10 protein-coding genes are annotated in these 11,261 nt (G+C 64.8%); 1 reads left to right on the top strand and 9 read right to left on the bottom strand.

The features are described 5' to 3' along the window. Positions 1-163: 163 nt before the first annotated feature. The 4 genes from AX725_RS17955 to xseA all read right to left on the bottom strand — a co-directional run bounded on the left by AX725_RS17955 (position 164) and on the right by xseA (position 5,498). Positions 164-2,572 carry a TonB-dependent receptor domain-containing protein gene (locus tag AX725_RS17955; protein WP_082737496.1) on the bottom strand — a complete coding sequence of 803 codons (2,409 nt, stop codon included), beginning with the start codon at positions 2,570-2,572 and terminating at the stop codon, positions 164-166. Between the two features lie 228 nt (positions 2,573-2,800). Further along, positions 2,801-3,721: a M23 family metallopeptidase gene (locus tag AX725_RS17960; protein ID WP_066114403.1), complete on the bottom strand. Its 921-nt coding sequence runs from the start codon at positions 3,719-3,721 to the stop codon at positions 2,801-2,803. Between the two features lie 4 nt (positions 3,722-3,725). Further along, complete coding sequence (locus AX725_RS17965) at positions 3,726-3,929, bottom strand: DUF2093 domain-containing protein (RefSeq protein WP_023837193.1); 204 nt, start codon at positions 3,927-3,929, stop codon at positions 3,726-3,728. A 96-nt stretch (positions 3,930-4,025) separates the two neighbouring features. Beyond that, positions 4,026-5,498: an exodeoxyribonuclease VII large subunit gene (xseA, locus tag AX725_RS17970; protein WP_060977043.1), complete on the bottom strand. Its 1,473-nt coding sequence runs from the start codon at positions 5,496-5,498 to the stop codon at positions 4,026-4,028. On the opposite strand from xseA, the gene purD reads away from it, so the two are divergent. Further along, entirely contained in the window at positions 5,497-6,765 is a 1,269-nt protein-coding gene (purD, locus tag AX725_RS17975) for a phosphoribosylamine--glycine ligase (RefSeq protein ID WP_060977042.1), read from the top strand. The genes xseA and purD overlap by 2 nt on opposite strands. Here purD and leuB read toward each other — a convergent pair. From leuB to uvrC, 5 genes are all read right to left on the bottom strand, one after another. Further along, the gene (leuB, locus tag AX725_RS17980; protein WP_060977041.1) at positions 6,762-7,820 is read right to left on the bottom strand and encodes a 3-isopropylmalate dehydrogenase; all 1,059 of its coding nucleotides are present in this window, start codon (positions 7,818-7,820) and stop codon (positions 6,762-6,764) included. The two genes, purD and leuB, sit on opposite strands and share 4 nt — an antisense overlap. A gap of 69 nt (positions 7,821-7,889) precedes the next feature. Continuing rightward, entirely contained in the window at positions 7,890-8,624 is a 735-nt protein-coding gene (recO, locus tag AX725_RS17985; protein WP_060977040.1) for a DNA repair protein RecO, read from the bottom strand. Between the two features lie 20 nt (positions 8,625-8,644). Next, the gene (brnA, locus tag AX725_RS17990; RefSeq protein ID WP_196490549.1) at positions 8,645-8,902 is read right to left on the bottom strand and encodes a type II toxin-antitoxin system BrnA family antitoxin; all 258 of its coding nucleotides are present in this window, start codon (positions 8,900-8,902) and stop codon (positions 8,645-8,647) included. After that, the gene (locus tag AX725_RS17995; RefSeq protein WP_066114400.1) at positions 8,883-9,152 is read right to left on the bottom strand and encodes a BrnT family toxin; all 270 of its coding nucleotides are present in this window, start codon (positions 9,150-9,152) and stop codon (positions 8,883-8,885) included. Before AX725_RS17995 ends, brnA begins: the two co-directional genes overlap by 20 nt. Before the next feature lie 36 nt (positions 9,153-9,188). Further along, on the bottom strand, positions 9,189-11,132 hold the full coding sequence (gene uvrC / locus AX725_RS18000) for an excinuclease ABC subunit UvrC (protein WP_066114397.1): 1,944 nt from the start codon (positions 11,130-11,132) through the stop codon (positions 9,189-9,191). Positions 11,133-11,261 lie beyond the last annotated feature (129 nt).

The following is an 11,261-nucleotide window of genomic DNA, read 5'->3' on the forward strand; positions in this document are numbered from 1 at the left end:
AGTTTGGTCCGCATCCGCCTTTGCTCGATCCGGGGATGTGAATACGGATTATGGTGCGCGGGCACGGCCGCGACCGGATACAAGTCTATGCACGGATAGTGCATCAGCTGACCTCGGAACGAATGAAGCCAATCCCTGAGCATTGCGTGTGCCCCCCACCGCGTCAACAGAAGGAACCGTTCAATGCGAACTTGACAAGCCCCGGATCATACAAGTCGACCGACAGCGTCAGACCCGGGATGAAACGCGGCTGCGCAACCACGCCGATGGTGATGCTGTCCGAACGCTCTTCCGACAGGTTCGGGTTGGAACCATTCAGACCGCGAATACCCGAAGCCGGGATATTCGTGAACGGAATGGTGACGCCATTGACAACTTCCGTCACCGGGACGCCAGCTGCAGCGCAGTTGCGGACGCGGTTGGGGTTGTTGTTGATGTTGTTCTGACCGCAGGGATCGACCAGGCCATTCAGGAAGGTCTGGCTGGGTGCTGCGAACAGATCGTTCTGGGTGGGAATACGCACCGAGCGCGCATAGCTGGCGCGGAAACGCAGATCCCGGACGGGGGCCCAGACGCCGCCGACATTGTAGGTGTAGACGGTCCCCGAGTTGCCGATGTTATAGTCGGCAATACGGCCAGCGCCCTCAAGCGAAAGTTCGTGGAAGAACGGCACCTCCGAAAGGATCGGAATGCGGATTTCGCCGAACGCTTCGTAGCTCTTGAGCCGCGGCGGATCGAACACCGGGATGGCGTTCAGGAACGTCGCACCCGAGCGGGTCAGCGCATCAAATGCCGAGAAGGCAGTTTCATCGCGATACTCGCCACCGATCGCAAAGCTGACCGGACCACCGGGCAGTTCGAACAGCTGCGACAGGTCACCTGCGACATAGGCCGTGGCGTTGATCTGCTCGGCGCTCTGTACGCGGGTCGAATCGACGACGAAATAGTTGAGAGCCGCCTGGGTCGGCTGTCCGTTTCCAAACAGGTTGACAGGTACGCACGACGGATCGTCATTGGCTGCCGTCGCATCGGCATTGATGCCGCAGACGATCTGGCCTGCGGTATTGCGCACCGCATTGATCGCGTTGTTGTACCGCGCGACATGCACGTTGCCCTCGGTACGGTAGAACGATTCGAAGCGACCGTAGTTCAGAGCGACTTCATACTTCCAGTCGTCGTTGAACGTGCCCTCGAAACCACCGACAATGCGGAAGGTTTCGCGCTGATGGTCTTCGCCGCGACCGCCAAAGTCGACGTTGAAGCGCTGGGCGGTGAAGGTCGTCGCACCCGGCGCGAGCGACTGGACAAGCGTGTTGCGCGCCTGCGTCGTCAGGAAGGCGTTGTTGATGCTGAAGGTGTTGTTGAAGAAGGTCGGCTGACCTTCCTGGATCGCATTGATGCGGACATATTTCGCTTCGAGGAATGCCCGGAACGCTTCGCTGAACTCATAGCTGGCCAGAGTGTTGACCGCGATGCGTTCAATCTCCGGATTGAGCTGTCCGGTCAGGCGCAGCGTCGAACCCAGCCCACCCTGCGAGTTGGCCGATCCGACGGTACGGAAGTCCTGTGCGACTTCGTTGCGCGCCAGCGTGCCATCAGGCAGGAACACGAAGGTGAAACCAAGCGGCTGGCCGGTGTTGCTCAGCAGGCCGTTGCAGTTCAGCGCACGGCGGGCAGCATTGGCAGCCGAAGCCGGAGTGGGACAGGCCGAAGTATACAGACCGCCTTCCGAAATATTGTTGTTGCGGATACCGCGCAGGAAGGTGTTGTCCGGAATGCCGTTGCCTGCAGCCGGTTCGCCGATGGTGTTTTCGGTCAGCTGAAACTGGCTACGGCCCGAAAATGCGCCATAGACGGAATCGCGGTCGGTGTAATAGACATCATTAGCGAACCCGTATTCGACGTTCACTGCAACGTTGCCGCGGCCCTCGGCAAAGTTTTCACCCGCAGTCGCCGAAACGAAATAGGAACCACGGTCACTCTCGCTCGAGATACCGCCCTGGGCGCGCAGGCGGAAACCTTCGAAGTCGCGCTTCATGATGAAGTTGACCACACCGGCCACGGCGTCAGCACCGTAAACGGCGGCGTTACCGCCAGTACCGATATCGACGCGTTCGACCAGATCGGTCGGAATGGTGTTGACGTCGACGCTGGTCGGCGTGCCCGGCTGCGACGTGATGTGACGGCGACCGTTGACCACCACCAGCGTACGGTTGGTTCCCAGGCCGCGAAGGTCGAGCAGGTTCAAACCGGCAGTGCCGATGAAGCGGGTCGAGTTCGACTGGGAGAAGGTCGAACGCAGTGCCGGCAGATCATTGAGCGCGTCGCCCAGAGTCACCTGACCGCCCGCCGCAAGGTCAGCAATGGTGATCGAGGTGATCGGCGAAGGCGAATCCACATTGGGACGTTCGATGCGCGAACCGGTGACGACGATGGCAGAAGCGTCGACTTCATTCGAAGCCGTTTCCTGGTCCTGGGCATCCTGTTCCTGGGCGAATGCGGGGGCGGCGGTCAGCGCCATCCCCAGAACGACCGGAGCGACCCCGGCAAACAGGCGTGAAGAAATTCTCATGTGATGCAACCCCTGTGCGGTAATGTGCAATGCGCAAAACTAAGGCGCTCAGGGGCCGACACGCAGCAAATGATACCTGTCAGTCTCCCCAGACCTTGGCATCAGCTAACTGCCGGTTCCGCCGGATGTAAAGCGCGAGGGGGGTTTATTGAGCCAGTTTTACGCGAACCTGTAACATGAACGCCACATTTACCCGCAGGCCCGGAATTGTTGAGAAATAAAATTATTTCATTGCGCCATGGGACCAACCAGAAGTTGCGGGTCGATCCGGGCGTCGTTCCACTTCATGCTCCAATGGAGGTGCGGTCCGGTGGCCCTGCCCGTTGCCCCGATTCGGCCGATCTGTTGCCCCTGGCGCACCGTATCGCCCAGCTTCACATCGATCGCCGACAGGTGGAGGAACGCGCTGTTCAGCCCCATGCCGTGGTCGATCATCAGCAGATTGCCCTCGAGCGAGAACGGGGTTGGCGCAGCGAGGATGACGACGCCGTCCGCCGGAGCGACCACCGGCGTGCCGACTGTCCCCGCAACATCGACGCCGCTATGGAAGCTGCCCGGCTCGCCCGCATAGATGCGCTGCGATCCGAAGATGCCCGAAACGCGGCCCGTGGCGGGCCAGATGAACTGCTGACGCCAGCCTGCGCTGTCCGATTGCCGAGCGCGCGCCGCCTCGATCATCTCGAGCTCGGGCTTGCGCCGCGCCATGAACGCCTCGCTGGGCATGCCGCCGCGGGCAGCCACCGCGACGAATTCGCGCCGCCATGCCCGGGGTTCGATCGACAGCGGTTCGGTCACCACCTGCCCGTCGGCGAAGGTCACGGTCAGCACGCCGAGCGGCGGCGCGTCGCGGTTGAAACCGAGCAGGAACGCGCCATCGGGCGCAACCGGCACCGGGACGCCGTCGAGATCGAGCGCAGTCACGCCCCGGGGCACGGTGCCGCGCAACAAGGCACCCTGCACCGGCGCACCGCTCAACCGGATGCCGCTTGGCAATGGGCGCATCGCCCCGAAAGGACGGGTGAGAAAATCCGGGCCGCTCGGCGCTGGCGGAGCCGAATGTGTTGGCGCAGGCGATGGCTGGGATTGCGCCAGCAGCGGGGCAGTCGTCGCCAGCACGATCGCACCGGCGAACGTAAGCGGCCCCCGCATGCGATCAGCCCTGGCCGAGCGCCGCGCGCACCGAAATCTCGCAGCTGGCATAAGCCTCCTGCCGCTCGACGCTCCAGTAGCGCAGCTCTTCCAGATCGATTTTCTGCCCGGTCTCGGCACACAGGACATGGTCGCCCGCGCTGAGCAGGCGGAAACCATTGGGCATATAGTGCACGCGGGCAACGCGATCGCGGTTGGACATCAACATGGGGTCATCATGCTCCAAATAGGCTGTATCGCAGCTTTACCGATGGCTCGCTGCGCGTTTCGCCGAAGATAAGCGATCCGGCACGCCAGCGCAAATCTACAGAAAACTCGCCTGACGCGGCTCGGCGGGCCTGGGCTTCGCCTTGGCTGCAGGAGTGGGAGAAGCCGGCGGCGGAGGCGGACCATCCGCTGGTGCGACATCGAGCGCTCCGTCGCGGAAATGCAGCGTCAGCCGCGGCTCGCGCGCTGCCACGGCCTTGTCGATCAGCGTCCGCCCATCGCCAGCGGTCACGCGGGCATAGCCACGCTGCAGCGGCGCATCGGGATCAAGCTGCGCCAGCACCCGCTCCAGCCCGGCGAGCCGTTCGCCGGCACGGCGAGTGATGCGATCGAGCACCGCCGGATCGAGCGTCAGCCGCGCCAGCCGGTCGCGCGCGTGCGCGACCCGGGTATCGAGCACGGCGGGGCGCAATGCGCCCGAGGTCCGCGCCAGCGCGCCGCGCGCATGCGCCAGCTGCAGGCCGAGCGCCGCGCGCAGCCGCTCGCCCAGATCGTCGGCACGCTGCTGTTGCGGGCTGAGCAGATCGGTGAGGCGCGGCAGGCGCTGGGCCCTCGCCTCCAGCCGCTCGCGCGCCAGAGCATGGCTGCGGTTCACCGCACGGCTGGCGCGCAGGCCCAGCTCTGCCACCCCGGCGAGCAGTTCGGACCGCACCGGCACCGCCATCTCTGCGGCCGCCGTCGGCGTCGGCGCGCGGCGATCGGCGGCGAAATCGGCGAGCGTCGTATCGGTCTCGTGCCCCACGGCGGAGATCACCGGGATCACGCTCTCAGCAATCGCGCGGACCACCGGCTCCTCGTTGAACGCCCAGAGATCCTCGATCGACCCGCCCCCGCGCGCGACGATCAGCAGATCGGGCCGCTCACCCTCGGGCATCGCGCCGAACCCGCGCACCGCCGCCGCAACCTGGCCTGCGGCCCCCTCGCCCTGCACCAGCACCGGCCAGACCAGCACATGGCTCGGAAAGCGATCGGCGAGCCGATGCAATATGTCGCGGATCACAGAGCCCGTCGGCGATGTCACCACGCCGATGGTGCGCGGCAGGAAGGGCAGCGCGCGCTTGCGTGTGGGATCGAACAGCCCTTCGGCGGCGAGCCGCGCCTTCAGCTTCTCGAACAGCTGCATCAGCGCGCCCTCGCCCGCCAGCTCGAGCGATTCTATCGTGATCTGATACTTGGACCGGCCCGGAAAGGTGGTGAGCTTGCCGGTGGCGATGACATCAAGCCCGTCCTCGGGCCGGAAGGGCAGCCGCTGCGCCGTGCCCTTCCAGATGATGCCGTCGATGACCGCCTTGTCGTCCTTCAGCGCCAGATAGCAATGGCCCGATGCCGCGCGCTTGAAGCCCGAAATCTCGCCACGAATCCGCACATGCGAAAACCGGTCCTCGACCATGCGCTTCAACTGCCCGGAGATTTCCGAAACCGACAGCGGCGGGGCGTTGTCGCCGGGGGGCATCTGGGCTAACAGCCCGCCAGAACGCATTGGAACATCATCTGAAAAGGGGTCGGGCATGAATATCCTGCTGGTGGGAAGCGGTGGACGCGAACATGCCCTGTGCTGGAAACTGGCGCAATCCCCGCAGGTGGAAAGCATCTTCGCCGCGCCCGGAAATCCGGGGATAGCCGAGCACGCCAGTTGCGTCTCGCTCGATGTGACCGATCATGCAGCGGTTGCGGCCTTCTGCACCGACAAGGCGATCGGGCTGGTCATGATCGGCCCGGAAGCGCCGCTGGTCGATGGCCTGGCCGACAGCCTGCGCGCTGCTGGTGTGCCGGTCTTCGGACCGTCCGCCAAGGCGGCGCAGCTCGAAGGCTCGAAGGGCTTTACCAAGGCCTTGTGCGATCGCGCCGACATCCCGACCGCGCGCTATGTTCGCGCCAGCCATCGCGCCGAGGCAGAGGCCGCACTCGCCGGTTTCGACCTGCCGGTGGTGATCAAGGCGGATGGTCTGGCGGCGGGGAAGGGCGTCATCATCGCCGAGACTGCGCAAGAGGCGCAGGACGCGATCGGGCACATGTTCGCCGGGGCCTTTGGCGAAGCCGGGGCGGAAGTGGTCATCGAGGAATTCATGGCCGGTGAAGAAGCGAGCTTCTTCGCGATCACCGATGGCCGCGCGATCGTCGCCTTCGGTTCGGCGCAGGACCACAAGCGCGTGGGCGAAGGCGATACCGGGCCGAACACCGGCGGCATGGGCGCGTACAGCCCCGCGCCGGTGCTGACGCCCGAGCTGGAAGCGCAGGTGATGGAGCGGATCATCGCGCCGACTGTCGCCACGCTCGCCACCGAGGGCATGCCCTATTCGGGCGTGCTGTTCGCAGGTCTCATGCTGACCAGCGAAGGCCCCAAGCTGATCGAATATAACAGCCGCTTCGGCGATCCCGAATGCCAGGTGCTGATGACCCGGCTGCAGAGCGATCTCGCCGAACTGCTGCTCGCGACCGCCAAGGGCGAACTGGCAAACTGCCCCCCTCCCCGGCTGTCGGACGATTACGCGCTGACCGTGGTGATGGCCGCCAAGGGCTATCCCGGTACGCCCGAGAAGGGCGGCGCGATCTCGCTAGGCGATGTCGGCACTGCCAAGGTGTTCCATGCCGGTACCGCGCTTAAGGACGGTGCGCTGGTCGCAAACGGTGGCCGCGTGCTCAACGTCACCGCGACGGGCGGCAGCGTGACCGAGGCGCAATCCGCCGCTTACAGCGCCGTCGATGCGATCACCTTCCCCACCGGCTTCTGCCGCCGCGACATCGGCTGGCGCGAAGTCGCGCGCGAGCGTGGTTAAAGCGCCGCCAGCACCGCGTCGCCGATCGCGACCGTCCCCATCGTCCCGCCCAGGTCGGCCCCCAGCGCGCCCGCGTTGAGCGCGCTCGCTACTGCGGCCTCGATCCGCGCGGCCTCGGCTTCCAGGCTGAAACTGTGGCGCAGCATCATTGCGGCGGAGAGGATCATCGCGACCGGATTGGCCAGCCCCTTGCCCGCAATGTCGGGCGCGCTGCCATGGATCGGCTCGTAGGCGCCCTTGGTGCCGAACGCGGTCTGCTCCGCGCCCAAAGAGGCCGAGGCGAGCAGGCCGATCGAGCCGACACACATGCTCGCCTGATCGGACAATATGTCGCCGAACAGGTTGCCGGTGACGATGGTGTCGAACTTGCCCGGCGCGCGGACGAGCTGCATCGCGGCATTGTCGACATACATGTGTTCGAGCGTGACATCGGGATATTCCGCCGCGACCTCGATCATCACGTCGCGCCACAGCTGCGAGGTTTCGAGCACATTGGCCTTGTCGACCGAACAGAGCCGGCCCGATCGGCCCTGGGCTGTGCGGAACGCGACATGCGCGATGCGGCGGACCTCGCTCTCGCTGTACGACATGATGTCATAGCCCTCGCGCTGGCCGTCCGCCGTCTTGCGCATGCCCTTTTCGCCGAAATAGACATCGCCGTTGAGCTCGCGGACGATCATCAGGTCGATTGCACCCGCCACCTCAGGACGCAGCGAGCTGTGCGCTTCCAGCCCCGGAAACACCCTGGCCGGACGCAGGTTGGCGAACAGGCCCAGCTCCTTGCGCATGCCCAGCACCGCCTGTTCGGGGCGCAGATGGCGTTCCAGCCCGTCGCACGCCGGATCGCCCACCGCGCCGAACAGGATCGCATCGCATTCCCGCATCAGCGCCAGCGTCTCGGGCGGCAGCGGATGGCCATGCACGCGCCAGGCGGCAGCGCCCACCAGCCCGTCGTGCAATTCCACCCCCGGCAGATCGAGCGCGCGCAGCACGCGCACCGCCTCGGCCATGATTTCGGGGCCGATGCCGTCACCGGGGAGAATGGCAATTTTCATGGGGTCATCCTGTCTGTTGTGGTGGCGCGCATAGCGTTGCGCGGCGCATTTCCGCAACATTGTTTTGCGTCAGCCCGCCATACGGCGCACGCGATCGATCAGCATCGCCCGAGCCGCCAGCGCATCGGCGCGGCGGTCGGTGAAGAACTGGCGTTCGATGAAATGCCCGGTCAGCGCAAAGCCCTGCATCAGCTGCTCCCAATCGGGCTCTTCCGCGCTGGTCATGAATGCGGGCAGCACGAGCAGCTTTTCGGCATAGACACCGGCAGCGTGGAGCGACACCGCACGCCCGGTGCGCGGACTGACATAGGCGAGGTCCGCGCGCCCGCCGGTCACCGCGCAGCGCTCCAGATCGAGCCCGAAACCGAGCTCGGCAAGCAACAACGCCTCGTACCGCACCATCGCGCGCAGCCACCAGCGCGCCGAGGGGGCTGCGCAGACCAGATCGAATAAGGCCGCCAGCGCGGCATAGAGCCGGGGAAAGGGCTGATCCTCCGGCGCGACCGTGGCGGTGAGCAACGTTACCCATTCGAACGCCGCAGCAGCGAGCGGTTCGCTATAAAAAGGCGCGCGGCTCTCGGCGAGCTCGACGGTCAGCCCGCCAAGCTGATCGTTCACCCGGCTGCGCAGTTCTGCGGTCACAAGGTTCGCGGGCATCAGCACGGGCCGCAAAGCCGTCGACCGCCCTCCCCGCACATAGCCCGATTGCAGCCCATGATCGGGGGTGAACAACCGCACCACCGCCCCATGCTCCCCATGCCGCCGCACGGTGCAGACTATTCCTGGGGTGCGGATGACGGGCATGGATTCTCGTCAGCGCGTGGTCAAGCGGCGTTGTCGAGCTTCGCTTCGTTGTCGAGATGCTCGACGATCCACATCTTGATCAGCGCCTGACGCGAAACGCCGCGCCGCTGAGCCGCGCGGTCGAGCTTGGACACCACATCGCCAGGAAAATCGACATTGACCCGCTTGGCCTCCAAGCCAGGCCGCCGAACGGTCGAGAAATCGAGATATTCCGAGATGTCCTCACCGTCATCAAACATCCGGTCGAACTCTTCTGCACTAATCGTCTTGGGCTTCATACAGTTTCACCTCGACTGAACGCGACCTGCGTACCGATATGATCCGAACCACCTCACCCCGCATGGTGAATATGGCTGTCCACAACTTGCCCCCGTATTCGCCAACCAGACCTGATCTCGCCTCAGGCAATTGACGCGCGTCGAACTCCGTTCGCCGCAGATCTTTCCAAAGCACCTGCGCCTCGACAAAATCGATGCCATGCTTCTGCTTGTTCAGCGCGCTCTTGGCCGGATCGAACTCGAACTGCATGGATCGCCGATATACCAAAATGGTATAAAAATGCAATCATCCCCGGAAGAAGTCATAGATGCTCTGCGCCATTGCCTTGGAGACGCCGGGGGCCTTTTGCAGATCCTCCAGGCTAGCGCTGCGCACCGCTTTTGCCGTGCCGAAATGCATCAGCAGCGCGCGTTTGCGGGCCGGACCGATGCCGGGGACCTCGTCGAGCGGGCTGGTGGTCATCGCCTTCTTGCGCTTGCCGCGATGCGCGCCGATGGCGAAGCGGTGCGCCTCGTCGCGCAGGCGTTGCAGGTAGAACAGCACCGGGCTGTTCACCGGCAGGGTGAATTCCCTGCCATCGGGCATGAAGAAGGTCTCGCGCCCCGCGTTGCGATCCGGCCCCTTGGCAACGCCTACCAGCGCGACATCGTCGATCCCCAGTCCCGCCAGCGCTTCCATCGCCGCCTTGAGCTGCCCCTTGCCGCCATCGACCAGCACCAGATCGGGCCAGTCGCCGCTGCTGCGATCGGGATCCTCGCTCTGCGCACGCGCGAAGCGGCGCTCGAACACCTCGCGCATCATCGCATAATCGTCGCCCGGCACGGTCTCGGCGCGCTTGATGTTGAACTTGCGATAGGCCGCCTTGCGAAAGCCCTCCGGCCCGGCAACGACCATCGCGCCCAGCGCATTGGTGCCCTGGATATGGCTGTTGTCATAGACCTCGATCCGGTCGGGCGGACCATCGAGCCCGAACAGTTCGGCCATTTCGGTCAGGTGCTTGGCGGTGCTGGCGCTCTCGGCGACGCGGCGCTGCAGCGCCTCGGTCGCGTTGCGCTGCGCCTGGTCGATCAGCCGCTTGCGCTCGCCGCGCTGGGGCACGAGCAGTTCAAGCTTGCCCGAGCGGTTGGCGGACAAGGCCTCGAGCATCAGATCGCACTCGAACGGCTGCCGATCGGTCAGGATCAGCTTCGGCGCGGGCATGTCCTGATAGAATTGCATCAGAAAACTGGTGAGGATCTCGGCCTCATCCATGTCCTGGACATGCGCGGGGAAGAAGCTGCGATGGCCCCAATTCTGCCCCGCGCGGATGAAGAACGCCTGGATGCACACCGTACCGCCCTGGCTCGCCATCGCGAACACATCGGCATCGGCAATGCCTTGCGCATTCACCGCCTGGCTACCCTGAATGAAGGTCAGCGCCTTCAGACGGTCGCGATAGGCCGCTGCGCTCTCGAAATCGAGCGCTTCGGCCGCCGCCTCCATTTTCTTGCCGAGCCTGGCCTGCACGTCGGTGGACTTGCCGGTGAGGAAGGCACGCGCATCGGCAACGAGCGCGGCATAGTCTTCCTTGCTGATCCGGTCGACGCAGGGCGCGGAGCACCGCTTGATCTGGTAAAGCAGGCACGGACGCGAGCGGTTGGCGAAAAAGCTGTCCGAGCAGGAGCGCAGCAGGAACAGCTTCTGCAGCGAGTTGAGCGTGCTGGTCACCGATCCGGCGCTGGCGAACGGCCCGAAATACTGGCCCTTGTATTTCTGCGCGCCACGATATTTGGACATGCGCGGAAAGTCGTGATCCTCACGCAGCAGGATATAGGGGAAGCTCTTGTCGTCGCGCAGCAGCACGTTGTACGCGGGCCGGTAGCGCTTGATCAGCTGCGCCTCGAGCAGCAGCGCCTCGGCCTCGCTGTTGGTGGTGACGATCATCATCGACCGGGTGAGCGAGACCATGCGCTGCAGGCGCCGCGGCAGCTTGTCGACCTGGGTGTAATTGGTCACCCGGTTCTTCAGCGCGCGCGCCTTGCCGACATAGAGCACATCGCCGCGCGCATCGAGCATGCGATAGACGCCGGGGCGCGTCGGCAGCGTTTTCAGCGTGTTGCGGATCGCCGCGATGCCGGTGTCGAGATCGGGCGCATCGGCACCGCGCACGCTGTAGGTCGCCGCTTCCTCGAGAAAGCGGTCGGGTGCGCGCGGGTTGGTATCATTGGGATGAGCGGGACGGCCAGCCATGGCGTGCATGTGGCGTGGCGGAGTCGGCAGGTCAATGGGGTGATTCAACCCTCTCCCTTGAAGTGAGAGGGTTGCGAAGACTTATGAGCGAAGCGAATTAGTCGAAGCTGGGTGAGGGTGAAAATGCGC

This window comes from Blastomonas sp. CCH9-A1, assembly GCF_001557175.1.
In the GTDB taxonomy this organism is placed as follows: domain Bacteria; phylum Pseudomonadota; class Alphaproteobacteria; order Sphingomonadales; family Sphingomonadaceae; genus Blastomonas; species Blastomonas delafieldii_A.

Bases quoted from the DNA above. Each gene is read 5' to 3' on its own strand.
- AX725_RS17995 (WP_066114400.1), bottom strand. From the start codon at position 9,152: ATGCAGTTCGAGTTCGATCCGGCCAAGAGCGCGCTGAACAAGCAGAAG.
- recO (WP_060977040.1), bottom strand. From the start codon at position 8,624: ATGCCCGTCATCCGCACCCCAGGAATAGTCTGCACCGTGCGGCGGCAT.
- xseA (WP_060977043.1), bottom strand. From the start codon at position 5,498: ATGCCCGACCCCTTTTCAGATGATGTTCCAATGCGTTCTGGCGGGCTG.
- brnA (WP_196490549.1), bottom strand. From the start codon at position 8,902: ATGAAGCCCAAGACGATTAGTGCAGAAGAGTTCGACCGGATGTTTGAT.
- AX725_RS17965 (WP_023837193.1), bottom strand. From the start codon at position 3,929: ATGTTGATGTCCAACCGCGATCGCGTTGCCCGCGTGCACTATATGCCC.
- AX725_RS17960 (WP_066114403.1), bottom strand. From the start codon at position 3,721: ATGCGGGGGCCGCTTACGTTCGCCGGTGCGATCGTGCTGGCGACGACT.
- uvrC (WP_066114397.1), bottom strand. From the start codon at position 11,132: ATGGCTGGCCGTCCCGCTCATCCCAATGATACCAACCCGCGCGCACCC.
- AX725_RS17955 (WP_082737496.1), bottom strand. From the start codon at position 2,572: ATGAGAATTTCTTCACGCCTGTTTGCCGGGGTCGCTCCGGTCGTTCTG.
- purD (WP_060977042.1), top strand. From the start codon at position 5,497: ATGAATATCCTGCTGGTGGGAAGCGGTGGACGCGAACATGCCCTGTGC.
- leuB (WP_060977041.1), bottom strand. From the start codon at position 7,820: ATGAAAATTGCCATTCTCCCCGGTGACGGCATCGGCCCCGAAATCATG.